The 25,427-nt window shown below is 61.7% G+C and carries 19 protein-coding genes; 11 read left to right on the forward strand and 8 right to left on the reverse strand.

Translation table 11 applies throughout. The features are described 5' to 3' along the window. Positions 1–12: 12 nt before the first annotated feature. The gene (locus tag ASD02_RS10475; RefSeq protein WP_025428689.1) at positions 13–1,611 is read right to left on the reverse strand and encodes a peptide ABC transporter substrate-binding protein; all 1,599 of its coding nucleotides are present in this window, start codon (positions 1,609–1,611) and stop codon (positions 13–15) included. A gap of 752 nt (positions 1,612–2,363) precedes the next feature. Here ASD02_RS10475 and fba point away from each other — a divergent pair. Beyond that, positions 2,364–3,407, forward strand: coding sequence for a class II fructose-bisphosphate aldolase (gene fba, locus ASD02_RS10480; protein ID WP_053248972.1), 1,044 nt, complete (start codon positions 2,364–2,366; stop codon positions 3,405–3,407). 202 nt (positions 3,408–3,609) lie between these two features. On the opposite strand, the gene ASD02_RS10485 is transcribed toward fba, so the two are convergent. From ASD02_RS10485 to ASD02_RS10505, 5 genes are all read right to left on the reverse strand, one after another. Beyond that, positions 3,610–5,403 (reverse strand): ABC transporter ATP-binding protein, encoded by a 1,794-nt coding sequence (locus ASD02_RS10485; protein ID WP_057218047.1) that lies wholly within the window; start codon positions 5,401–5,403, stop codon positions 3,610–3,612. Positions 5,404–5,414: 11 nt separating this feature from the next. After that, positions 5,415–6,443 (reverse strand): glycosyltransferase family A protein, encoded by a 1,029-nt coding sequence (locus tag ASD02_RS10490; RefSeq protein ID WP_082555518.1) that lies wholly within the window; start codon positions 6,441–6,443, stop codon positions 5,415–5,417. Between the two features lies 1 nt (position 6,444). Next, a complete protein-coding gene (locus ASD02_RS10495) occupies positions 6,445–7,548 on the reverse strand; it encodes a glycosyltransferase family A protein (protein WP_057220667.1) in 1,104 nt (367 codons plus the stop codon). Between the two features lie 15 nt (positions 7,549–7,563). Next, a complete protein-coding gene (locus tag ASD02_RS10500; RefSeq protein ID WP_057220668.1) occupies positions 7,564–8,763 on the reverse strand; it encodes an acyltransferase in 1,200 nt (399 codons plus the stop codon). A 321-nt stretch (positions 8,764–9,084) separates the two neighbouring features. Next, on the reverse strand, positions 9,085–9,897 hold the full coding sequence (locus ASD02_RS10505) for a cupin domain-containing protein (RefSeq protein ID WP_057218053.1): 813 nt from the start codon (positions 9,895–9,897) through the stop codon (positions 9,085–9,087). Between the two features lie 230 nt (positions 9,898–10,127). Here ASD02_RS10505 and ASD02_RS10510 point away from each other — a divergent pair, with 230 nt between their 5' ends. The 3 genes from ASD02_RS10510 (at position 10,128) to htpG (ending at position 15,077) form a co-directional block, all read left to right on the forward strand. Continuing rightward, positions 10,128–11,396 (forward strand): 4-aminobutyrate--2-oxoglutarate transaminase, encoded by a 1,269-nt coding sequence (locus ASD02_RS10510; protein ID WP_057220669.1) that lies wholly within the window; start codon positions 10,128–10,130, stop codon positions 11,394–11,396. 137 nt (positions 11,397–11,533) lie between these two features. Then, a complete protein-coding gene (locus ASD02_RS10515) occupies positions 11,534–13,009 on the forward strand; it encodes an NAD-dependent succinate-semialdehyde dehydrogenase (protein WP_057220670.1) in 1,476 nt (491 codons plus the stop codon). A gap of 178 nt (positions 13,010–13,187) precedes the next feature. After that, positions 13,188–15,077: a molecular chaperone HtpG gene (htpG, locus tag ASD02_RS10520; RefSeq protein WP_057218057.1), complete on the forward strand. Its 1,890-nt coding sequence runs from the start codon at positions 13,188–13,190 to the stop codon at positions 15,075–15,077. A gap of 59 nt (positions 15,078–15,136) precedes the next feature. On the opposite strand, the gene ASD02_RS10525 is transcribed toward htpG, so the two are convergent. Continuing rightward, positions 15,137–16,330 carry a CaiB/BaiF CoA-transferase family protein gene (locus ASD02_RS10525; protein WP_057218059.1) on the reverse strand — a complete coding sequence of 398 codons (1,194 nt, stop codon included), beginning with the start codon at positions 16,328–16,330 and terminating at the stop codon, positions 15,137–15,139. Positions 16,331–16,340: 10 nt separating this feature from the next. After that, on the reverse strand, positions 16,341–17,528 hold the full coding sequence (locus ASD02_RS10530) for an acyl-CoA dehydrogenase (protein ID WP_057218061.1): 1,188 nt from the start codon (positions 17,526–17,528) through the stop codon (positions 16,341–16,343). 300 nt (positions 17,529–17,828) lie between these two features. Here ASD02_RS10530 and ASD02_RS10535 point away from each other — a divergent pair, with 300 nt between their 5' ends. From ASD02_RS10535 to ASD02_RS10565, 7 genes are all read left to right on the forward strand, one after another. Next, positions 17,829–18,785 carry a LysR family transcriptional regulator gene (locus ASD02_RS10535; protein ID WP_057218063.1) on the forward strand — a complete coding sequence of 319 codons (957 nt, stop codon included), beginning with the start codon at positions 17,829–17,831 and terminating at the stop codon, positions 18,783–18,785. Between the two features lie 80 nt (positions 18,786–18,865). Further along, the gene (locus tag ASD02_RS10540) at positions 18,866–19,993 is read left to right on the forward strand and encodes an FAD-binding oxidoreductase (protein ID WP_057218065.1); all 1,128 of its coding nucleotides are present in this window, start codon (positions 18,866–18,868) and stop codon (positions 19,991–19,993) included. A gap of 168 nt (positions 19,994–20,161) precedes the next feature. After that, positions 20,162–21,004: a phosphonate ABC transporter ATP-binding protein gene (phnC, locus tag ASD02_RS10545; RefSeq protein WP_057218067.1), complete on the forward strand. Its 843-nt coding sequence runs from the start codon at positions 20,162–20,164 to the stop codon at positions 21,002–21,004. An 86-nt stretch (positions 21,005–21,090) separates the two neighbouring features. Beyond that, positions 21,091–21,996, forward strand: a complete 906-nt coding sequence (phnD, locus tag ASD02_RS10550) for a phosphonate ABC transporter substrate-binding protein (protein WP_025428673.1) — start codon at positions 21,091–21,093, stop codon at positions 21,994–21,996. 107 nt (positions 21,997–22,103) lie between these two features. Next, positions 22,104–23,066 (forward strand): phosphonate ABC transporter, permease protein PhnE, encoded by a 963-nt coding sequence (gene phnE / locus ASD02_RS10555; RefSeq protein WP_057218070.1) that lies wholly within the window; start codon positions 22,104–22,106, stop codon positions 23,064–23,066. Between the two features lie 9 nt (positions 23,067–23,075). After that, on the forward strand, positions 23,076–24,593 hold the full coding sequence (gene phnE / locus ASD02_RS10560) for a phosphonate ABC transporter, permease protein PhnE (protein ID WP_057218295.1): 1,518 nt from the start codon (positions 23,076–23,078) through the stop codon (positions 24,591–24,593). 125 nt (positions 24,594–24,718) lie between these two features. Beyond that, positions 24,719–25,426, forward strand: a complete 708-nt coding sequence (locus ASD02_RS10565; RefSeq protein WP_057218297.1) for a DUF1045 domain-containing protein — start codon at positions 24,719–24,721, stop codon at positions 25,424–25,426. Position 25,427 lies beyond the last annotated feature (1 nt).

The raw sequence follows: 25,427 nt of genomic DNA on the forward strand, positions 1-25,427 counted from the left end.
CGTCCCTGTTCGTTATTCGGCGACGCTCAGGAACCGGCTCAAGTGCTGGTTCGGCGAGTTGTCCTGCCAGCCCTTGACGCGGTCGGAAACCAGCCACAGGTCGGCCTGGGTCAGAAGCGGAGCGATCGGCTGTTCCTTCATCAGCAGAGCTTCAGCTTCATGCAGCAGCTTGGAGCGAGCTGCCGGATCCTGCTCCTCGTAAGACTTCTTCATCAGCGCGTCGAATTCAGCGTTTTCGAAGTGGCCGTAGTTGAAGGTCTTGTTGGAGCTAAGGCTGAGAGCGAGGAAGTTCTCGGCGTCGGCGTAGTCGGCAACCCAGCCGGCGCGCGCAACGTTGAACTTGCCGCCTTCCTGCAGGTAGGCATAGTGCGAGGACACGTCGAGGTTCACCAGCGACACCTTGGCGCCGAAGGTGTTCTTCCACATGTCGGCAACGGCCGTTGCAACACGCTCGTGGTTCGGGTTGGTGTTGTAGCGCAGCTCGATTTCGAGCGGCTTGCCACCTTCGCCGTAACCGGCTTCCTTCATCAGAGCCAGTGCCTTGTCTTCGCGATCGAGCTGCGACAGGGTGCCGAACTCGGCCTTGGACGGATCACCGTAGCTCTCGATGCCCGGGGGCACCATCGAGTAGGCCGGCAGCTGCGAGCCGGCGTAGATTTCCTTGGCGAGGAAGTCGCGATCGACTGCCATCGACAGGGCCTGACGAACGCGAACGTCGCTATAGGGCTCCTGGCGGGTATCGAAGGCGTAGTAGTAGGTCGCGAGCGTCGGCGAAACATGAACCTGTTCGCCATGGGACTTGCGCAGACGATCGAGCTGATCGGCCGAGAAGTTGTAGGCGAGATCCATTTCCTTCGCTTCGAAGCGGCGAACCGAGGCGGCCTGGTCGTCGATCGGGTAGAAGATGACCTTGTCGAGCTTGACGTTGGCGGCATCCCAGTAGTTGGGGTTCTTGACGGCGGTCAGGCTGTCGTTCGGAACGTGCGCGGCGAGCGTGAATGCACCGTTCGAAACCATGACGCCCGGCTTGACGAAGTCCGCGCCATTCTTTTCGACGCTTGCCTTGCTGACCGGAAGTGCCGTCTGGTGCGCCAGCAGCTCGAGGAAGAACGGGGTCGGGCGCTCAAGCGTGATTTCGAGCGTCTTGTCGTCGACAGCCTTCATGCCGAGCTGGTCGGTCGGCAGTTCACCCTTGTTGACCTTTTCGGCGTTCTTGATCGGGAAGAGAATGTTGGCGTAGCCGGCCGCGACCTTCGGGTCTTCGACACGGCGGAACGAGAAGACGAAATCTTCTGCAGTCAACGGTGAACCGTCGGACCACTTCGCGTCAGCGCGCAGCTTGAAGGTATAGACCGTACCGTCGTCCGAAAGCTCCCACGTTTCGGCTGCACCCGGGACGATCTTGCCCGAGGCGTCATAGATCGTCAGGCCTTCGTAGAGATCCTTGAGGATGAACTCTTCGATGTTGATCGACGTATGGGCCTGGTCCAGCGTCTGCGGCTCACCGGCGTTGCCACGATGCAGGACAGCTTCGGCAAGAGCCGGGCTTGCTCCGATGAGCAACGAGCCGATCAGCGCGGCGGCGCTTAGGTTGAGTTTCAGTGATGCCATTTTGTTTCTCTCCTTCCCCTTTTTTGGGTTTGTGATCGCAGGAGAGAAGTGCAAATCTTTCTCGAACGCAAGGCGGATTCTGCAACCTGCTGCATCTTTATCTATAGAGCTGTAATTTTACGAAATCACAGGTTGTATTTCGTTTGCGGTCCTTTTCGTCGTTTTTGCGACGCAGGTGTGACAACCGGGCGGCAATCCACGCGTTTTTACTGCAACGTTTTAGATGCTGGCGCCGCTCTGTCCCCAGAACGGCAAGAATCGGCCCTGATGCAAATTTCGTGAATTCAAGGCGCAGTTTACGTAATGTGCGGAAAGAAACAGAGCCTTTGCCGCAATCTTCTTGCAAAGCGTTCACTCAGCAGCGACACTGTGTTTCCCTATAGGTGTTTTCTATCTCGGTGCAACCCGCCATCAGCACGCGGAAAAGTGGTATTGACCTTCCCCGACCCGCTCGTCCGTGGCGCACCACTAGAAAGCGAAACGGTTAGATCCGCTGTGTTGCATCCAGTCCACAGTAAAATCGATTGAAGCGGCTTCGGTGCCCCTCGCAGGCTGCCTCTTGACCGTTGCCAAACCACTTTGATGAACTATTGTGCGCCAGACTTCGGTGGGCGCGACCATTTCGCACGCGTTGCCACGTCGCACGACAATCCGGCCATCGACTTTGCGTCGATGCAAGCACGTGCGGCACTACGCCGGACCATTTTTCGTGGCGCACAAGGCTGTGCCGAAACACTAAAGGGAGATATCGAATGGCATTGATCACATTGCGGCAACTGCTCGACCATGCGGCGGAGAACGACTACGCGCTGCCGGCGTTCAATGTGAACAATCTCGAATACATTCAGGCCGTCATGCGCGCTGCTGACGCCACTGATTCCCCCGTCATCCTGCAGGCAAGCCGCGGTGCTCGCTCCTATGCGGGCGATGCGTTCCTGCGCCATCTCATCCTTGGTGCGGCGGAAGAATATCCGCACATTCCCGTTTGTCTGCATCTCGATCACGGCGACCAGCCGTCGACCTGCATTTCGGCGATCACCAACGGCTTCACCTCCGTCATGATGGACGGTTCGCTGGAAAAGGACGGCAAGACCGTCGCCAGCTATGAATACAATGTCGCGGTCACCGCCGAAGTCGTGAAGATCGCCCATGCGGCCGGCGTTTCCGTTGAAGGCGAACTTGGCTGCCTCGGCAACCTGGAAACCGGCGCTGGTGACAAGGAAGACGGCCACGGCTTCGAAGGCAAGCTGTCGCGCGAGGAGCTGCTCACCGATCCGGAACAGGCCTTCGACTTCGTCACCAAGACCGGCGTCGATGCGCTGGCCGTTGCCATCGGCACGAGCCATGGCGCCTACAAGTTCACCCGCGAGCCGGATGGCGAGATCCTGTCGATCGAGACGATCGCAAAGATCAACAAGCGCCTGCCGAACACCCACCTCGTCATGCACGGCTCGTCCTCGGTTCCGAAGGATCTGCAGGACCTGTTCAACACCTATGGCGGCAAGATGAAGCCGACCTGGGGCGTTCCGGTGTCGGAAATCCAGAAGGCGATCCCGCTCGGCGTGCGCAAGGTCAACATCGACACCGACCTGCGTCTGGCCATGACCGGAACGATCCGCAAGAACTTCGCTGAAAACCCGGAGAATTTCGACCCGCGCACCTACCTAAAGCCAGCAACGGCTCTCATGACCGAGGTTTGCAGGGAGCGTTTCGAAGCCTTCCGCACCGCCGGCAAGGCATCGAAGATCCGCACCCTGCGCTTGCCGGAGATGGCAAAGCGCTACGCAGCCGCCTGATCCGCGAACCGGCCGCCCCTCTTCCCGATGGAACGACGGGAACGGGGGTGGCCTGTTCGAGCGCTTGGCGACAGACAACAGTCGGCGCGCGGCCCGTGATCAAGCGGCCGCGCGCCGATTTCGTTTCGATCGCGATGGCTGGTTCGGCGAGCGGACGCCAGGCCACGCGATATCCAAGTACTCACTCGGCCCCAGCGCTCATTCAGGCGCGGCGCTCGCCCGCCGCTTCGTGCTCGTAAAGCTGATCCATGCTCAAGGTGGCCACGTCAGCGAAAGGCGTCTGGCTTTTCACCCGGCCACCGCCGAGGATGACGACCTCGTCGCAAAATGAAATCGTGCTGCGGTGATGACTGATGACGATGGTCGTGCGGTGCCCGGCCCTCGATTTCAGCGTCTCGACGATGGCCGCTTCGGACAGGCCGTCGACCGCGTTGGTGGCTTCGTCCAGGATCAGGATCTCGGGGTCGCGCACGAGGGCTCTGGCCAGGGCAACCCGCTGCCGCTGCCCCGCCGAGAGGCTGGCGCCTCTGTATCCGACGACGGTTTGATAACCCTGCGGCAGGCTTTCGATGAAGCCGTGTGCTTCGGCCATCCTGGCCGCGTGCTCCACTTCTGCGGTCGTCGCCTCCCGGCCATAGGTGATGTTCTCCAGGATCGTACCATCCACCAATTCCAGGTCCTGGCTGGCGAGCGCGATCTGGTTCCGCCACTGAACCGGGTCTATCCGGTTCAGGGGGATACCATCGACGAGGATCTGCCCCTCGTCCGGTTCGACGAAGCGGCATAACAGATTGACGATCGTGGTTTTCCCGGCACCGGACCGGCCGATGACCGCCGTCGAGCGGCCGCCACGGATATTGAATGTCGCGGCATGCAGCACCACGGCACGCGAGCCAGAACTCGGATATCGGAAGGTCACCCGATCAAATCTCAGCTGCTGTCGCAGACAATCGAATGGCTCCCTCCCCTCGGGTGGCTTTGGCTTGTCGGATGCGTCCAACAGCCACCGCACCTCCTCCAATGAGCCGCTCCAGCCCTGGATCTGGCTCCAGGACAATTGCAGCGCACGCACGTGCGGCTGCAATCGATAGAGCAGGACCACGAAGGCAACGATGACGGGAAAGCTGACGCCGACAGACCAGGCGGCGACAACAACAGCCAGGAAGAGGGCGGAGTGGAGCGTCTCGGTGAGTGGCGGCAGCACGCCCTGACGGGCCTGTAGCGAGAACCCGGCGCGTCTGACCGCATCCGACGCCGTATCGAACACGGCCTTCTCCCGCGCCTCCTGGCCGAATATCCGTATCAAACGACCGGCATGAACAAGATGGAGCATTCGAGCCGCAAGCTCGCTGTTAAAGGAGGTGACTTCTCGGCTCGGCCCCTTGAGGGTTGCAGACAGGACGTAGTGCACGAGCTGGACGAGAACGAGGCCGAGCGCCACGAACAGCGTCATCTGCCAGGACAGAAGTAGGAGGAATGCCAGGAGAATGACGGCGGCCGAGCCATTCACGATCGCCGCAAGGACGGTCTGGATTGCATCGGAGGCCCGCCAGGACTCATTTGAAATGATGTTGAGCAGGCGCCCCGGATTCTCCTTCATGAAAAAGGGATAGCCGACCCGCAGGAGCTGACCCGACAGGGCGCTGCGGATCGAGTGTCCTGCCTTGCCGTTGATGAAGGTCGCGAGCACGGTGTTGGCAAAGGCGATGACGTTCTTGAGCGCGATCAAGGCAAAAGCCGCGCCTGCGATGACAATCAGCCGCTCGCCGTCGTCCAGCCCCGACCCGACCTGTTGGAACAGCGAGGAGACGCCGTTCAATGCCGCTGGATCCTGATCGCCGGCAATGATGCCCAGCATGGGGATGATGAGGCCGATACCGACGCCCTCGAGTGCTGCGCTGCAAAGGCCGAGAATCACCACGGCCGGAAGCAGACGCATTTGTCCGCCGAGCGCATCGCGCAATAGCTGCAGGCCCGGCAAGAAGATTCTGAACATGGCGACCGTCCTCAGCGGTGGAGTTGCTCTTCGGCCCGTTGCTCGGCCGGACCTGGCGATCGCTCCGCGACGAACAGGCCCACGAACTTGAGGGCACCGAGCAGGTTCATGAAAACGATCGGCCAGTGCGATAGGTGCAAGACGGGGTCGAACCGGGCGCCACCGAAGATTTCCCCGAACGCCGACCTGACGGTCCAACAGAAATGCCGCAGCAGCCACGGCGCGGTGCGCAGGTGCTTCAGGCAAAGCGCGCCATTGCCGAAGCTGTAGTTGCAATGAAGCGTCTCGATTGCCGCCCGTGCGCGACGGCCGTGATGATGGAAGACGACCATGTCGGGGACATATTCGACGGGGATACCAAGTCGATCGGCGCGCACGAGATAATCGGTGTCCTCTGCCGACAGCAACGGCGCGCCGGCGCCAAACCGTTCGTCGAAGGGGCCGACGCGCAATGCGACCTCACGATGCATTGTCATGTTGCAGCCCAGCACGAAGCCGCCTGGATGAACCTCATGCGTCAGCCGTTCGCGCACGTTCGACCGTTTGATGGTGAATGGCAAGTCGGCGGGGTTGCCGAGCTCGACACGGCCGCCGCGGATGACCCCGCCCCCGCCGCCTGCACAGTGGTGTTCCAGATCGCGCAGATAGCCGACGTCGACTTCGCAGTCATCATCAATGAAGATCAGGATCCTGCCGCGTGCATGTGCCATTGCGGTATTTCTTGCGACAGCCAGGCCCGGTCGGGTCTCGACGGCATGCGTGATCGCCATGGGTGACGCGGCCGCAATCCGGCTGATGCGATCGGGTGTGCCGTCCGTTGAGCCGTTATCCACCACAACAAGCTCGCATCGCACTGTGGCATGGGAGCGGCACGCCGCCTCGATCGATCGGATACAGGCATCGAGCGCCTCAACGCGGTTGCGCGTGCAGACGATGAAGCTTGCGAAGGTCTCTTCGCGCGCGGCCGACGTCGGCACCCACGGCGTCTCCGTCGCGTTCGCGCATCCCTTTGCCGCCCATGCCGGGCGTTCGACTGTCATATTAGACCGGGCCATGACGAGGAAGGACGTTCGCTGCCGGCACCGACTGCAGGTATCGCGACAGGGCATCCATGCGCCTCATCGCAGCCAGCGACATGCTGCTGCACCAGGGCGCATGAACGCCTGCGATGAGGCCGTATCGCTCCCGGCGCCGGATAAGCCCCCATTTGCCCGTCCGCGTTAGGAACTCATGGGTGAGCTGCGGCCGCCGCTCGTCGCTGACAAGCTGGTAGAGGAAATAGAAGAGGTTCAAGGCGCCTTCCTCATAGCCGGCGCGGCCTTGCTTCGGGTACCCGGAAATCCTGTCTTCGAGCGCCAGAATGCTGTTCGCAGCATTTCCGATCGTCTCGGCCGTGACGGCAAGGCCGATGTCATTGAGCGCCTGGGGATTGTCGCAAAGACGTTCGCGCTCGAGGTTTTCAGCAACAATCTTCAAGTGGGTACGGCGCATTTGGCGCTTGTGCTTGTTCGTCACGCTGTTGCCATGGATACGATAGGCGACCATGGCCTCGTCGATCATCATCGCCGGAAAACGGTCGGTGACACGCCGGAAGAGATCGAAATCCTCCGCATGCACATAAAGCGCGTCATATGTGAGCATATCCTCCGGAATGACATGCCTGTTGTAGACGACGGTCGAGTGCATGAAGATCGTGAAGAACATCGACAGCGCCTTCAGGTTCTCCGGCCGATAGATCGGATTGGGCGTGCCGCGGACGATACGATCGCCGATGAGCGTATCGATGCCGGTGCCGCACAGCGCGAGCTGCGGCTGTTGCATGAACAGCGACACCTGCCGCGACAGCCGTGACGGATAGGAAATGTCGTCGGCATCCATCCGGGCGATGAGATCGCCCTTTGCCAGAGCGAGACCTTCGTTCAAGCTCGCGATCAAACCGCGGTTCTCGCGGGAGATGATAGTGACGCGGTCATCGGCCTTTTGATAACGCCGCATGATTTCCAGTGAGCGATCACGCGAACCATCGTCGATGGCGATGATCTCCAGCCGCTGGTAGTCCTGCCTCAGAATGCTCTCAAGCGCCGCGGCGAGATAGGACTCGGCGTTGTAGACGGGCAGCAGGACGGAAACCAACGGAACGGTCATGAACAATCTCGAACACTATTGCAGATCTGAGGCTTGAAGCGCGTTTCCCCGGCCAGCGGCGTCCGCACGATAAGCCGGATGCGGCCGCTCGTCCCCTCGCCCCTGAAACCAGTCTACAGTGCTTCCAGCACTCGCGGATGGTGCACTTGGCCGACCGTTGGCACGAAGATAGGGAAAGTGCCGCTTCAAGCCGTTGAGCGGCCTCTCTAACGCCAGCCAGGAGAACGCCGCCACGACCAGAGTGGCGGCACCTGCGACGACCAAGCGCCCAACGCCCTGTTCCGAAACGTTGACCGGTATCCACCCCTGCGCCTTGACGACCAGCGCCAGCACGACCGGATGAAACAGGTAGACGCCATAGCTGACACGCCCAAGCGCAGTTAGCGGCGGGAGTTCCAGCAACCTGCCGAAATCGCGACGAAACCCGGCGGAAGCGGTGCCGACCAACATTACAAGCGGGACGAGAGGCAAAACTTCGAGACCGATCCAAACGATCCAATCAAGTGCCGGCCCCACCGGCATCGATCGACCCCAAAGCAGCACGAGGGATAATATGGAAAACGGCAGCCAACTGACTGTCATCCATCGCGGCCAGGCCGTGGCCGTCGATCGGTGAACAGCCAAGAGGGCACCAGCCGCCAGCGCATCCATCGATGCCGGAGGCAGCAGGTCTCGTGCAAGCGAGGGCTCCCCCGTGAGCGGCCAATAAAATCGGTATGCCAGCGAACAGGCGATGACGCCGATGCAGAGCCGCCCGATCCAGTGGCGCGGCGTCAGCAGAATGAGGAGCGGCCAGACGATGTAGAATTGTTCTTCAATGCTCAGGCTCCAGGTGTGGCAGAGCACCCACGGCGTCCACGCATCCTCGAGCGCGTACCAGAAGTTCGAGAGATAAAGCGCGTGCCATGCCCAGCCTTCCCTGGCGCCTTCCAGGTTGACCAGCCACACGAAGCCAAGCATGCCGAAATAGGGTGGGAAGATGCGCAGGGCACGGCGGATATAGAACGACCTGAGGGTCGTCGCTGCTTCGAACTGAGCCGCGGAACGCGCGTCGAGGAGCAGCCGCGTTATCAGAAAGCCGCTGAGCACGAAGAACATCCGCACGCCGAGATGCCCCCAATGGGAATCATCGGCGGCAAAGAAATGCGCGTACAGCACCATCAAAACGGCAACGGCTCTCAATCCGTCCAGTTGCCGGTCGCGCATAGTCAGCATTCAACGTCCCCTCGGAGTTCCGACCGCTGCGGTCTACTTCCTGTGGAGCCAACTCCGTGGTCAGCTACGATTTTTGCCGCGAGGTTGCCATTTGCTTCGAAGAAGCGCGAAGGGTCCGGTCGGTCGCAAGACGCGTTGAGGGCGGCCCCCAAAACCTTAGGGCCGAATAGGGCCAAACTTTGACCGCTTGATTGGCAAGCGCGCGCATTTACCGGCGGCTGGCGGCTGACGCCACGCCTGCAAATTCGGTCGCCGCTGCAGAACCGCACCGCAAGCGCTTGTTTCGTTTCAGAAACGAGCGTCCTCCAGTCAGCCCGAGGGTTAGAACGTGGGCGGCGTGTTGATCCAGAGAAGAACCGTTTCGCCGTCATGCCGGTTGGTCCACGCATGGCGGCGTTTGCTTTCGAAGTAGAGCGAATCGCCGGCGCTCAGGTCGTAAAACTGATCGCTGTCGAGAATGAACTCGACACGCCCCGAAAGCACATAGACGAATTCCTCGCCTTCATGCCGATAGGCGCCTTCGCTCGAAGCACCCGGCTCCAGCACGAAGCGATGGCAATCCATCTGGTTGCGACCGTCGGCCAAAAGCTGCACGGTGACACCGGGCGTCGTCTTCGGCCAGGTGCGCCATTCTCCCGCACGGACAACGGCTCGACCATCGGTCTCCTCTTCGCCCGACAGGCTCGATACCGTCGACCCGAAATATTCGGCGATGTTGTGCAGAACAGCGACAGACACGCCCTGCGAGGTTCTCTCGAGCGTCGAGAGGACAGAAGCGGCAATGCCGACGTCGCCTGCGACCTGTTCGAGAGTCTGGCCGGCGGCATGCCGCAGACTGCGCAGCTTGCGACCGACCTGATTGTCGAGACCGCTTTCGCCCGGTGCGGGCGCGTCGTCGTCCCCGGCCGCTTCCGCTTCGAGCGCTTCCCTGATGGCCGCGGGATTGAGACCGCGCTCGACCCGGAACCAGGAAATGCGTTTCAGCCGGGCGAGATCGCCTTCGGTGTATTGCCGGTGGCCCGTCGGTGAGCGCTCGGGCACGACCAGTCCTTGGGTTTCCCACAATCGGAGCGTCGAGGCGGATACACCCGCCAGCCGTGCAGCCTCGGCAACCTTGTAGCGCACGCCGCCCATTTTCTGTTTCCCTGTTTCGATCGCGGGTGCCGGCGCGAATCTGCGCCGCGCCTGCGCGTTGGCGAACTTACCTGCCGGGCATGACCTTTTACAAGAATGCGTCATCAGCGCCGGTGTTCTCTCGATCACCAAATTTGATTTGCATTCCATTTTGAAAGATGTACCACTTCCCAGACAATCTTGCAGAAAAAATGCAATATATTGCCTCCGCCAGCAACAGGACACGCGCCATGACTAGCCTCACCGATCGTAAGAACGCTGCCATTTCCCGCGGCGTCGGCATGACCACGCAGATCTACGCCGACCGTGCGGAGAACGCCGAAATCTGGGACAAGGAAGGCAACCGCTACATCGACTTTGCCTCGGGCATTGCAGTCGTCAACACCGGCCACCGCCACCCGAAGGTGATCGCCGCCGTCAAGGCGCAGCTCGATCGCTTCACCCACACCTGCCATCAGGTCGTGCCCTACGAGACCTATGTGCATCTCGCCGAACGCCTCAATGCGCTTGCGCCCGGCGACTTCGCCAAGAAGACGATCTTCGTCACGACCGGCGCGGAAGCCGTTGAAAATGCAGTGAAGATCGTCCGCGCGGCGACTGGCCGCCAGGCCGTGATCGCGTTCGGCGGCGGCTTCCATGGCCGGACCTTCATGGGCATGGCGCTCACCGGCAAGGTGGTCCCGTACAAGGTCGGCTTCGGCGCCATGCCGGGCGACGTCTTCCACGCCCCCTTCCCGATCGAGCTGCACGGCGTCACCGTCGACCAGTCGCTGGCGGCGCTGAAGAAGCTCTTTGCCGCCGATGTCGATCCGGGTCGCGTGGCCGCAATCATCATCGAGCCGGTGCAGGGCGAAGGCGGTTTCTACCCGGCTCCGCCGACCTTCATGAAGGCGCTGCGCGAAATCTGCGACCAGCACGGCATCCTCTTGATTGCCGACGAAGTTCAAACCGGCTTTGCCCGGACGGGCAAGATGTTTGCCATGGACCATCATGAGGTCGCGCCCGACCTGATGACGATGGCAAAGAGCCTTGCCGGCGGCTTCCCGCTCGCTGCCGTCACCGGCCGTGCCGAGATCATGGACGCACCGGCGCCGGGCGGCCTTGGCGGCACCTATGGCGGCAACCCGCTCGGCATCGCCGCCGCGCATGCCGTACTCGACGTCATCGCGGAAGAGAACCTCTGCGAACGTGCCGAACTGCTCGGCGGTCGTCTGAAGCAGCGCCTCGCCGCAATCCGCGAACAGGCGCCCGAGATCGTCGACATCCGCGGCCCCGGCTTCATGAACGCCGTGGAATTCAACGATGTGAAGACTAATCTGCCGAGCGCCGACTTTGCCAACAAGGTGCGCCTGATTGCGCTCGACAAGGGTCTGATCCTGCTGACCTGCGGCGTGCACGGCAACGTCATCCGTTTCCTCGCGCCGATTACCATCCAGGACAACGTCTTTGCCGAGGCGCTCGACATCCTTGAGGCATCGATCCTCGAAGCACGCGGTTGACGCTTTGCCGGGCGACCGCTAACGCGGTTGTCCGGGCCGATGAAATGGCTCCGGGTGTCGGGAGGAACGACACCCGCAAGAACAAACAGGAAGCGGGTCGGTCGGCGTCCGACAGGCATCGCTGGAGGACGCCCATCATGACCCTGACGCCGGCTTTGACCAAACACTTGCGCGACGGCGAACTGTTTTCTGCCTTGGACGGCATTGCGCATTTCGCCGGGAGCTGGACGGGCGAGGCCTTCGACGTCTTCAATCCGTCTACCGGCGAGCTTCTGGCGTCGTTGCCGGATATGGGCATCGAACAGGCGAGTGCGGCGATCGACGCGGCAGCCGCCGCGCAAACCCTTTGGGCGGCAAAGCCCGCCAAGGATAGAAGTGCCGTGCTTCGACGTTGGCACGACCTGATCATCGCCCATGCCGACGATCTCGCCGCCATCCTGACCGCCGAAATGGGCAAGCCGGTCGGAGAATCGAAAGGCGAAGTGCTGCACGCGGCCGCCTATGTCGAATGGTATGCCGAGGAAGCCAAGCGCATCTACGGCGAGACCTTTCCGGCTCCGGCCAATGACCGCCGCATGCTGGTCATCAAGCAACCCGTTGGCGTCGTCGGCACGATTACCCCGTGGAACTTCCCGGCCTCGATGGTCGCCCGCAAGATCGCTCCAGCACTCGCCGCCGGCTGCGCCATTGTCCTGAAACCTGCCGAACAGACGCCGCTCGTTGCCGGAGCCCTGTTCGTCCTGGCCGAGAAGGCGGGTTTCCCGGCCGGCGTCGTCAATCTGCTCTACGCCTCGGAAGGTGCTGCGATCGGGCGGGAACTCTGCAGTAACCCCAAGGTTCGCAAGATTAGCTTTACCGGCTCGACGGAAGTCGGGCGCCTGCTGATGCGCCAGTGCTCCGACCAGATCAAGAAGGTCAGCCTGGAACTCGGCGGCAACGCGCCCTTCATCGTCTTCGACGATGCCGATATCGACGAGGCGGTCGATGGCGCCGTCCAGGCGAAGTTCCGCAATGCCGGCCAGACCTGTGTTTCGGCAAACCGCATCTATGTGCAATCGGCGGTGCATGACGCATTCGCCGAGAAATTCGTCGCACGCGTGGCCGAACTCTCGGTCGGGGACGGCTTTTCCGCCGGCGTCACGATCGGGCCGATGATCGACCGGCACGCGATCGAGAAGATCGAAGCCCATGTCGCCGATGCCGTGTCCAAGGGCGCCGAGGTGCGCAGCGGCGGTCATCGCCTCGGCACGTCAGGAACCTTCTTCGAACCGACGGTGCTGACCGGCATTTCGACCGACATGCGCATCGCCCAGGAAGAGACATTCGGCCCGATTGCCCCGATCATCCGCTTCGAGACCGCCGAACAGGTGATCGCCGAGGCAAATGATACGATCTATGGCCTCGCCGCCTACTTCTATGCCGAGAACCTCAAGCGCGTCTGGCATGTGGCCGAGGCACTCGAATACGGCATGGTCGGCATCAACACCGGCCGCATGTCTTCGGAGGCCGCCCCCTTCGGCGGCATCAAGCAATCCGGCATCGGCCGCGAGGGCTCCCGTCACGGGCTCGAAGACTATCTGGAGATGAAGTATCTCTGCATGGGCAACATCTGAGCGTTGCCTTCCACGTGAACTGCTTGAACCTCTCGCCTCGCCGCTGATCGCAATGTTTGTGGACTGCGGCGGGCGCAATGCCTGCCGGTACCCGGCCTGTCATAAACAGCACTTGAAATTGATCGGCGGGCTTGCCAATTGGGGCAGGAACCAAGGAACCATAGGAGTTGCCACCGCGATGAGCGAAGCTGAAATGTCCGTCGAGAAACATGTCTTTGAAGCCGATGTAGCCAGGCTGCTCCATCTCATGGTGCACTCGGTCTATTCCGACAAGAATGTCTTCCTCCGCGAACTGATTTCGAACGCCGCGGACGCCTGCGAGAAGTTGCGTTACGAGGCGATCGTCTCGCCGGAACTGCTGGCAGGCGATACGAACCCCAGCATCAAGCTGACGCTCGATGAGGAAAACAACCGCCTCATCGTCGAGGACAATGGCATCGGCATGAGCCGCGACGAACTCGTCGAGGCGCTCGGCACCATCGCCCGTTCAGGCACGCGCGCCTTCATGGAGCGCATCGAAGCCGCACAGGGCAAGGAAGGCGCGCAGCTCATCGGCCAGTTCGGCGTCGGCTTCTACTCCGCCTTCATGGTCGCCGACAATGTCGACGTCGTCTCGCGCCGCGCCGGTTCGGACCACGCCTGGCACTGGTCGTCGGACGGCAAGGGCAGCTACACGGTCGCAGCCGCCGATCGTGCTGACGCACCGGCACGCGGCACGCGCATCACCCTGCATCTTATGGAAGATGCCAAGACCTACACCTCGCGCTGGACGGTCGAGCGCATCGTCAAGGACCAGTCCGGCCACGTTCCGGTTCCGATCTCGATCGTCGAAAAGCCCGGTGCCGAACCGGTTTCCGTCGGCGACGGCACGGCGCTCTGGACCAAGCAGAAGAGCGAGATTTCCAAGGAAGACTACGCCGACTTCTATCGGGGCGTTTCGGGCCAGTACGACGATCCGGCATTGACGGTGCATTTCCGCGCCGAGGGCCGGCACGAATATACGGCACTTGCCTTCGTGCCTGGCTCCAAGCCCTTCGACCTCTTCGATCAGGACCGCAAGGGCCGGATGAAGCTCTACGTCAAGCGCGTCTTTATCACCGACGAGGCGGAATTGCTGCCGCGTTACCTGCGCTTCGTGCGGGGTCTGGTCGACACCTCGGACCTTCCGCTCAACGTCTCGCGCGAGATGATCCAGGAAAGCCCGCTGCTGTCGAGCATCCGCAAGGGATTGACCAACCGCGTGCTGACGGCGATCGAAAAGCTGGCGGAGAGCGATCGCGAGGCCTTCGACAAGATCTGGGAAAACTTCGGCAGCGTGCTCAAGGAAGGCATTTACGAGGACTTCGAACGCCGTGCCCAGCTGATCTCGCTTTCCCGCTTCCGCACGACCACCTCGGAAGACGGTCACCGCAGCCTTGCCGACTACGTCAAGGACATGAAGGACGGCCAGTCGGCGATCTACTACCTGACGGGCGACAACCTGGCCCAGCTCAAGGCATCGCCGCAACTTGAAGGCTTCCGTGCACGCGGCATCGAAGTGCTGTTGCTGACCGACCCGGTCGACAGCTTCTGGGTGACGTCGGCACCGGACTTCGAAGGCAAGCCGATGAAGTCGATCACGCAGGGCTCGGCCGATCTGGGCAGTGTCGCAAAGCCGGAGGGCAGTGCCGACAGCGCACCCGAGGCAAGCCAGGCGGTGGCGGATTTCGTCGCCTTCGCCAAGGAAACGCTTGGGGACGCCGTGTCGGAAGTTCGCACGTCCGATCGCCTGACGGAAAGCGCCGTATGCCTGGTCGCGCCCGAGAATGGCCCCGACCGCCAGCTCGAAAAGATGCTGCAGGGCGCCGGCCGCCTCGACGGAGCGGCAAAGCCGATCCTCGAGATCAATCCCGGCCATGCGCTGATTGCCGCAATCGCCGCCTGCCCGGCCGATGACAGCGCGTTTCGGACTGACGCCGTTCAGCTTCTGCTCGACCAGGCGCGCGTCCTCGATGGCGACAAGCCGCAGGATCCACGCGCATTCGCCGAGCGCCTGTCACGCGTCTTCAACCGGGCGCTCAAGGTTTAACGCACCGGTTCAAGCACCTGTAATTGCAGCGATGAAAGGGTGAGAGGGAGAAATCCCTCTCACCCTTTCGCTTTTTCGGGCGCAGCCGTCATGCCGATCTCCGCCAGCACCTCCGCCGTATGCTCGCCGAGACGCGGAACACCGCGGTCAAGCACCAGCGAGGCATCGGAAAAACGGATCGGCGTACGGACGCCCGGCGACGTTCCACCGGCCGCACCGGAATGCGGCGTGTCGATCTGCATCTGCCGATGCACGACCTGCGGATCGGCAAAGACGTCGGCGACCGTGTTGATCGGACCGCCCGGCACGCCTGCCTCTTCCAGCAATGTCAAAAGCGCGTCCCGTTCGTACCTTGCCGTTTCGGCGCTAAGCGCCGGTGTCAGGCTCTCGCGATTCTGGACGCGGGAGGCATTGGTCAGATAGCGCTCGTCCGTCGCCAGATCGCCGCGGCCAAGCAGGTTGCAGAACTTGACGAACTGGCGGTCATTGCCGACGGCGACAATCAGGTGCCCGTCCGCCGTCGGGAACACCTGGTAGGGTGCGATGTTCGGGTGGGCGTTGCCAAGGCGGCGCGGCGCCTTTCCCGAGACGAGAAAATTGAGCGCCTGATTGGCGAGCACGCCGGTCATGCAATCAAGCAAGGCCATGTCGATCTGCTGGCCCTTACCGGTTCGCTCGCGCTGCGCCAATGCCGCCTGGACGGCGATGACGCCATAAAGCCCGGTGAAGATATCGGCAAAAGCGACGCCGATCTTCTGCGGTTCACGATCCGGCTCGCCGGTCAGATCCATGATCCCGCTCATGCCCTGGACGATATAGTCGTAGCCGGCGCGATGCGCATAGGGACCATCCTGACCGAAGCCCGTGACCGAGCAATAGATCAGGCGTGGATTGACCTTCTTCAGGCTCGCGTAGTCGAGACCATATTTCTCGAGGCCGCCGACCTTGAAGTTTTCCAGCAGGACATCGGATTGTGCCACCAGCCGCCGCACCGCCTCCTGCCCTTCCTCGGTCGTGAAATCGAGCACGACCGAGCGCTTGCCGCGATTGCAGGCGTGGAAATAGGCCGCGTCGAGCTTCTCCCCCTCCTCGCCGGCGACAAATGGGGGCCCCCAGGTGCGGGTGTCGTCACCCGCCGGGCTCTCCACCTTGATGACGTCGGCGCCGAGATCGGCGAGCGTCTGGCCGATCCAGGGACCGGCGAGAATGCGGGCCAGCTCAAGAACGCGAATACCCTTCAGTGGCGCTTCCATGATCGGCCGCTCAGAAAAAGGCCTGGAGGCCGGTCTGGGCGCGGCCGAGGATCAGCGCATGAACGTCGTGCGTGCCCTCATAGGTGTTGACTGTCTCGAGGTTCACCATGTGGCGCATCACCTGATATTCCTCGGAGATGCCGTTTCCACCATGCATGTCGCGGGCCATGCGGGCGATATCGAGCGCCTTGCCGCAATTGTTGCGCTTGACGATCGAAATCATTTCCGGCGCCATCCGGCCCTCATCCATCAGGCGGCCAACGCGCAGCGAACCCTGAAGTCCGAGCGAGATCTCCGTCTGCATGTCTGCGAGCTTCTTCTGGAAGAGCTGCGTCTGCGCGAGCGGGCGGTTGAACTGCTTGCGGTCGAGACCGTATTGACGAGCGGCGTGCCAGCAGAACTCGGCCGCGCCAAGCGCACCCCAGGAAATGCCGTAGCGGGCGCGGTTGAGGCAGCCGAACGGGCCCTTGAGCCCCTCGACGTTCGGCAGCAGCGCATCTTCGCCGACCTCGACATTGTCCATGACGATTTCGCCGGTGATCGAGGCGCGCAGCGACAGCTTGCCGGCAATCTTCGGCGCCGAGAGGCCCTTCATGCCCTTGTCGAGCACGAAGCCACGAATGGCATTGCCATGGGCTTCGGACTTTGCCCAGACGACAAAGACATCGGCGAGCGGCGCATTGGAGATCCACATCTTCGAACCGACGAGACGGTAGCCGTTCTCCGTCTTTATGGCGCGGGTCTTCATGCCGCCGGGGTCGGAACCGGCGTCAGGCTCCGTCAGGCCGAAGCAGCCGATCCATTCGCCGCTGATCAGCTTCGGTAGATACTTCTGCTTCTGCTCCTCCGAGCCGTAGGCGTAGATCGGGTAGATGACCAGCGAGGATTGCACGCTCATCATCGATCGGTAGCCCGAATCGACGCGCTCGACTTCGCGGGCGACAAGGCCATAGGCGACATAGGAAGCGCCGACACCGCCGTAGGTCTCCGATACGGTCGCGCCGAGCAGACCGAGTTCGCCCATTTCCCGGAAGATTTCGGGATCAGTCGATTCTTCGCGATAGGCAGCGATGACCCGCGGCTGCAGGCGATCCTGTGCATAGGCTCGCGCCGTGTCGCGGATCATGCGCTCGTCCTCGGTCAACTGATCTTCGAGGAGGAACGCGTCGTCCCATTGAAATTGCGTCTTGCCGGCCATGTTTCTCTCCCATCGGATTTTTCCACTTGCGGTTATGGCAAGCAGAACCAAGGCTTTCAAACGAAATTGAGGCACCGCCTCATGCGTCTGCGGAATGGCCTCGCTGAGCGCCACACAATCGGCTGTGAAGTGCCGCAGGACTCCTTGCGCGCTACACATTGGGCGCGCCACCGGTCGCCAGGTGCCGTTCATGTTGCAAATCCGTCGAAATATAGCGACAAGGGTCGGGTTCACTTGGCGGCGCTCGTCGTGACCGCGCCGCGCCAGTGCCACGCTAAAGGTCCATGCTCGTACCCGCCAATGGCCAACGACCGCTTAGAACGCTTTGCTCACAATCTCGACTGGAACTTGCTGCGCACATTCGTCGTCGTGGTGGAGGAAGGCAGCATCACCGCTGCGGCCAACAGGCTCCTGCTGCAGCAGCCGGCCGTCAGCATGGCGCTCAAGCGGCTCGAACAGACCGTTGGGCAAAAGCTCATCGACCGCCGCCCGGGCCGCTTCGACCTGACCGACGCCGGCGCCCGATTGCACGCGCAGTGCCGCGACATCTTCGCGGCCGTCATCCGGCTTCCCAACGTCCTTGAAACGGTGGGCGAGGAAATCACCGGCCACCTCAACATTCATGTCGTCAGCCATGCCCACAACCCGGCCTGGGACCGGAAGCTCGAGAGCTTCTTTATCCAGCATCCGAAGGTAACGATTTCGGTGACGGTCGCCACGACTGTGGACGTTCTGAGCGCAGTCGAACGCAACATCGCGACGATGGGTCTTTGCGACGGCAACATCCCCGCCTGGCTGAACAAGAGCTTCCACGTACGTGAGCGCTATGCGCTTTACTGCGGCCGCGAGCATCCCCTGTTCGGCGTCGAGGGTGTTGATTTCAACGATCTTCGCGGCAATGCCTACATCGCGTTCATCGCCGATGTGCTCGGCGGACAGCATATGAACTCCGTGACGGCAGTGCGCGCCATTGGCTCGTTTGGCCAGCAGGTTCGGGCCGTCTCCTGCAATGTCGAGGAAGTGATGCGGCTGATCGCCTCCAACGTCGGCATCGGCATGCTGCCGGATCATCTGGCAGCGCCCGCCGTCGCCGGCGGACGACTTTGGCAACTGCCGCCCTACCACAACCTGCCAACGACGGATGTGTTTCGCATCTCCAACCCGAACTCGATTCTCAATCCGGCCGAGGCCGCCTTCCTTACGCATGTGGCCGATACCGCGCCGCTTGATCACTGCCTTGATCATCAGCAGAATTGATAGCGACATTTCCCGTTATAAATTTGAACGCGTAACACGCGCTGCCTATGGTCCCACCAAATCAGGAGCGGGGTTGGGACATGCGTGAATTTGATGTGGCAATCGTTGGTGGCGGCATTGCCGGCCTTTCGCTGGCCTTTTTTCTGGCACCGCACCGCTCCGTTGCCGTCATCGAGCGGGAAGACGGGCTCGGTTATCACAGCACCGGGCGCTCCGCGGCCGAATTCGTTCTGCGGTACAACGCCCCTGAAGTGTGCAAGCTCGCGGCGATCTCCAAGACTTTCTTCGATCAGCCTCCCGAAGGCTTTTCCGACGTACCGCTGTTGAAGCAGCGTGGCGGCGTCATGATCGCCAATGCGGAGAAAGCGGCACGACTTGAGGCGGTGTTTGCCGAGGAAAGCGCTGTCAATCCCGACCTGCGAAGGCTGACCGTCGACGAAGCAATCACCCGCGTACCGATTCTTCGGCGCGACTATGTGGCGGCCGCATTTTATGACCCGAACTTCTGGGACATCGAGGTCGAGAACCTGCTGCAGGGTTACTTGCGCGGCGCACGTCGCCATGGCGCCGAGGTGATTGAGCGCAGCGACATCGTGGCTCCGCGCCGCGAGGCAAATGGCTGGGTGCTTTCGACGAATGCCGGCGAGATCCATGCCCAGGTCATCGTCAATGCGGCTGGCGGCTGGGCCGATCCGGTCGCAAGCCTCTTCGGCGTGGCGCCGGTCGGCATCGTGCCGCATCGCCGCAGCGCGATCACCGTGGACCTGCCCACCGAAATCGATGCCCTGACAATGCCCGAGATCAACGAGATCGACGAGGACTTCTATATGAAGCCCGAAGGCGGACGGCTGCTTGCCTCTCCCGCCGACGCCACGCCGTGCGAACCGACGGACGTGCAGCCCGAGGAGATCGATGTCGCCTGGGCCGCACACTACGTGGAAGAGGCGACGACCGTCCCGGTCCGCCGCATCTTCAAGAGCTGGGCCGGCTTGCGCAGCTTTTCACCGGACAAATTGCCGGTGATCGGTCACGCCAAGGATCGACCGGATTTCTTCTGGCTTGCCGGCCAGGGCGGCTACGGCATTCTGACGTCGCCGGCACTGGGCGCGCTTGCCGCAAACCTGCTGATTGGCCTACCGGCGCCCGAAAGCTTCGCCGCAAACGGCCTTGACCCCGTCGGTTTCAACCCCGAGCGCTTCCTGAGGTAGCGACAACGCACCTCCATCCCGCTGCGATTGTCACATTCCGTTAAGGATGTCGGCGAGGCTGTGAACTGTAACATAAACTACAAGAAACTGACATTTCGCTTTCATGAAGCGCCGATATGGCAGGTGTCATACCGATGACCGGTCTCCCCGAAAGAGGACCTGCTAGAAATGTTTCAGTTGAAGAATGTAACCCGCCAGTTCGGCAAGAAGACAGCCGTGTGCTCGGTTACCTTCGACATTCCCCAGGGCCAGATGGTCGGCGTGATCGGCCGCTCCGGCGCTGGCAAGTCTACGCTGCTTCGCATGATCAATCGCCTGGTCGACCTGTCGTCCGGCTCGATCGAGTTTGCCGGCACGGAAGTCTCGTCACTGCGCGGTGCCGCACTGCGCAACTGGCAGCGCGACTGCGCGATGATCTTCCAGCAGTTCAATCTGGTGCCACGCCTCGACGTTCTGACCAATGTGCTGCTGGGTCGCCTGAACCATCGTTCGACGGTTCTGAGCATCCTCAACATGTTTACCCGCGAAGAGCGCATCATGGCGATCGGCGCGCTGGAGCGCCTCGGCATCGAGCAGACGGCGCTGCAGGCGGCGGGCACGCTTTCCGGCGGCCAGCAGCAGCGCGTGGCCATCGCCCGCGCATTGATGCAGCAGCCGAAGGTTCTGCTCGCTGACGAGCCGATCGCCTCGCTCGACCCGCTCAACGCCAAGATCGTCATGGACGCGCTGCGCGACATCAACGAGCGCGACGGCATCACCGTAATCACCAATCTCCACACGCTCGACACGGCGCGCAACTACTGCGAGCGGATCATCGGTATGGCGCACGGCCGCGTCGTCTTCGACGGCCAGCCGAAGGATCTGACGGCGGCCGCCGTCGCCGAGATCTACGGCGCCGACACGGGCATCGAGGAATCGATGACCTCGACAAGCATCAACATTCCGGCGGCCATTCCGCAGGAACAAACGGCATCTGCCGGCCTCCAGCCGCTGGCACTGGCCGGCATCTGACGCCCGCCAGGATCGAAGGCCCACGTCAAGGGCACCTCTTTGAAACCGAATATCATCCGGCAAAGCCGGAGAAACGGGAGAACCTTATGCTGAAGAAAGCTCTTCTGGGCGCCGTCGCCCTGCTCGCCCTCGTCGGCCACGCTCAGGCCGAAGACCTCAAGGAATTCCGCGTCGGCATCATCGGCGGCGAAAACGAAGCCGACCGCCTGCGCAACTTCCAGTGCATCGTCGACAAGCTGCCGGCCGCAATCGGCGTCGAAAAGGTTTCGCTGTTCCCGGCCGCCGACTATGACGGCGTCATCCAGGGCCTGCTCGGTGGTACGCTCGACTACGCCGAACTCGGCGCTTCGGGCTTTGCCAAGATCTACCTCGCCAAGGCCGACGCGGTCGAGCCGATCCTGACGACCGTCCAGACCGATGGTTCGACCGGCTACCACTCGATCATGGTCGCCCGCAAGGATTCCGGCATCACCAAGCTCGAAGATCTGAAGGGCAAGAAGCTCGGCTTTGCAGATCCGGACTCGACCTCTGGCTACCTCATCCCGCTCGTCACCCTGCCGGAATCGATCGGCGCGCCGGTCAAGGAATTCTTCGGTGAAACCGGCTTCGGCGGCGGTCACGAAAACCTGGTTCTCGAAGTCGTCAAGGGCACGTTCGATGCCGGCACGACCTTCGGTTCGGGCGTCGGCGAATTCAAGGACGGCTACACCTCGGGCAATCTGAAGAAGATGGTCGACAAGGGCATCCTCGACATGAACGACCTGGTCGAGCTCTGGAAGTCGCCGTTGATCCCGAACGGCCCGATCGTCGTCCGCTCGACGATGAACGACGACATGAAGGCGAAGTTCAAGCAGTTCATGCTCGACCTGCCGAAGACCGATGCCGCCTGCTTCTCCGCCATCCAGGGTGGCGATTTCACTGGCTTCACCGAAGTCAACGCCGACTTCTACAAGCCGATCATCGACGCCCGCAAGGCAACGATCGGCGGCTGATTTTCCTGATCATTCAAGGACGCTGGCCGCCAAAACGGCCAGCGTTCGCCTTTTTTCTGGGGCGCCTGGAGCGCCTGTCGACAGAGGCCGGCATTGCCGGAACATTCATGGCAACTTCCATGCTCCCGAGGCATCTGAGTGAAAACGGCGCGCTGGTCGAGCGCCACTGGCAGGAGTTGAACTCCCGTCGCCGGCTTTACTCCTGGCTCGGCTTCGCCGTGCTGTTGCTCGCCCTTTCCGGCTCGCTCTGGTTTGCCAACGATTCCAATGCCGGCAAATTCTTCGACCGCCTGCCGCACTTCTTCGATTTCGTCGGCGATCTCGCGCCGCGTGACGGCCTGGAAATCTTCCGCGCCATGTTCGATCTGCCTTCGCCCTACGACGACGGCAGCTTCAAGTACAATTATCCCGAGGGTCGGCTCTACCTGACCGAGAGCTTCTACATTCCTGAATATGTGCACAAGATGCTGGAGACCGTGAACATCGCGATCTTCTCCACCGTCATCGGCACGTTCTTCGGCTTCATCTTCTGTTTCCTCGCCGCCCGCAACCTGATGCCCAATCCGTGGGTGCGGGGTGTCGTGCGCCGGCTGATGGAGATCCTGCGCGCCTTTCCCGAAGTGGTCATCGCCGGCTTCTTCCTGGCAATCCTTTCGCTCGGGCCGATACCCGCGATCGCGGCGGTTTCGATCCACACGGTCGGCGCACTCGGCAAGCTGTTTTTCGAGGTGGTCGAGAACGCCGACATGAAACCGGACGAGGGCCTGCGCGCCGCCGGTGGCAACTGGATCGAACGCGTCTGGTTCGGCATGGTGCCGCAGGTGCTGCCCAATTTCGCCAGCTATTTCCTGTTGCGTCTCGAGATCAACGTGCGGGCCTCGACCATCATCGGCGCAGTTGGCGGCGGCGGTATCGGCGAACTGCTGCGTCTGTCGATCGGCCAGGGCCATCAGGCAAAGACACTGGCGATCGTCATGCTGCTGTTTGCAACGATCTTCGCCGTCGACCAGTTTTCCGCATGGCTGCGCCGTCGCCTCGTCGGCGACCAGGCCTTCCAGCTTGCCCAGTAGGTGCGCATCATGACCTCCACGACCAGATTAAGCGCTCTCGAAATGGATGCGATCGCATCGCGTCACCCGCACTTGCTGCAGGGCTCCTCGAACAAGCGCCTGCGCACGATTGTCATCAGTGTCGGCCTCGTCGCTTACCTCATCTTCAGCTGGTGGTTCTTTTCGATCGGGCATGTTCTGGGCAACGCCAATTGGGGCATTGCCGGGACCTATCTCGCGGATTGGGTCTCCTACGAGGTTCGACCCGAGATCAAGATCGCCCGCGACAAGACGATGACGCTCGATTACCAGCGCAACTCGCCACTTGGGCCAAATCCCAATCCGGCATGGGTGGAACTCGACAAGGAAACCGTGACCCGAAAAGTCGAATTACCCGCTGCAACCGCACAGACCGCAAAGCCCAAGACGACGTCATCCTTCAGCTTCATGGCGCCGGGTTCAGCGCTCGGCGCGGCCAATACGCCAAGTGAGCAGAACCGCGTCGAAATGCGGACCGAGGAAATCATCACCAGGGCCGTCATCACCTATGACAGGTCGACGAAGATCGAAATTGCCGACGGACTCGTCAAGGCAACCCATCGTGGCGAGACGCTGACGATGGCCGTCGATGGCCAGGACACGGTAACCCCTCAGGGTGCCCTTCCCGCCTGGGCCACGCAGAAACGCCCGGGCGAGAAGATCACGCTCGCCTTTGGTGCAACTGGTTGGGCCGACGTCGAAGGTGACGACGTCTCGATCCGCAATCGCTTCTTCGGCTGGGCCAATTTCCTCTTCGACGTCCACTCACCGTTCTTCGGCAAGAGCTATGGCGACGTATTTTCGTTGATCACGAGCGGCGAGCGCATTGATCCCACGCGCTCGAACCTGTCGCTTGCCTGGAACAACATCCTCTACAACGCCGAATGGCAGCATCTGGATGTGTGGACCAAACTGCTGCAGACCGTGGTCATGGCCTTCGTCGGCACGCTTTTTGCCTCGCTGGTCGCGTTCCCGCTCTGCTTCCTGGCGGCGCGCAACATCACCCCGAATTTCCTGACGAACCAGATCGCCAAGCGCTTCTTCGATTTCCTGCGTTCGGTGGACATGTTCATCTGGGCATTGTTCTTCACGCGCGCCTTTGGCCCGGGACCGCTTGCCGGCATGTCGGCAATTTTCTTCACCGATACAGGCACCTTGGGCAAGCTCTACTCCGAGGCTTTGGAGAACATCGACGACAAGCAGCGCGAAGGCGTAAAATCCGTCGGCGCCACCCCGCTTGCCGTGCAACGCTTTGGCGTCCTGCCGCAGGTCCTGCCGGTATTCGCCAGCCAGGCGCTCTATTTCTGGGAATCCAACACGCGTTCGGCAACGATCATCGGCGCTGTCGGCGCCGGTGGCATCGGCCTGAAACTCTGGGAAGCGATGCGTACCAACTCCGATTGGGAAAATGTCGCTTATATGGTGCTTCTCATCTTGCTGGTCGTGTTTATTTTCGACAGCATCTCGAACGCCTGCCGCTCGCGACTGATGGGGCAGAAGGCTCATTGACGAGAAGAATTTTTGCAGCGCGGTCATCATGATGTTGTCATGGAAATCGGCTAGCTGCGCATCGCATCCCGCGAACAATCGACCCGCCGTTCCGGCGGGCCGGTCGATACAAGAAAGTGAAGACCGTGCGTTATGCAATCTACTTCGCGCCGCCGGCAGACGACCGGCTGTCGCAGACGGCGGCCCGTTGGCTCGGCCGTGATGCCTTTACCGGCGAGACCAATGAACTTTCAGCGTTAGGCAGCCTTGATGCCGCCACGCGACATGCACTGACTGCCGACCCGCGACGCTACGGCTTTCACGGCACTCTCAAGGCCCCCTTCACACTTGCCGAAGACCGCAGCGAAGCCGAGCTGGTCGCAGCCTTCGAAACGTTTGCCGACAACCTTGAACCCTTCGAGATCCCTCAACTCACGCTCCTTCAGCTTGGCCCGTTCTTCGCGCTGGTTTCCGCGACCCACTGCGAGGCGTTGCAGGAATTCGCGGCGCAGGCCGTGCAAACCTTCGAGCCGTTTCGGGCGCCGTTGTCGGACCTGGACATGGCGCGACGCAACCCGGACAAGCTTCCGGAGCGGCAGAGGGAATACTTGAGAAAGTGGGGATATCCCTTTGTTTTCGAAGAATTTCAGTTTCACCTGACGCTGACCGGGCCGGTACCCGGCGAGACAGCGAAACCAATGCGGACCGTGCTTGAGAGCACCTTTGCTGATCACATCGGCAAGCCGCTTCACGTCACGTCAGTTGCGCTCTTCGTCGAGCCGCACCGTGGCGCACCGTTCCTGGTCCATTCCCTGCTGCCGCTCCGCGGCGCGACACAACGAAAGATCGCATGAG

The organism is Ensifer sp. Root1252, assembly GCF_001425885.1.
Taxonomy (GTDB): domain Bacteria; phylum Pseudomonadota; class Alphaproteobacteria; order Rhizobiales; family Rhizobiaceae; genus Ensifer; species Ensifer canadensis.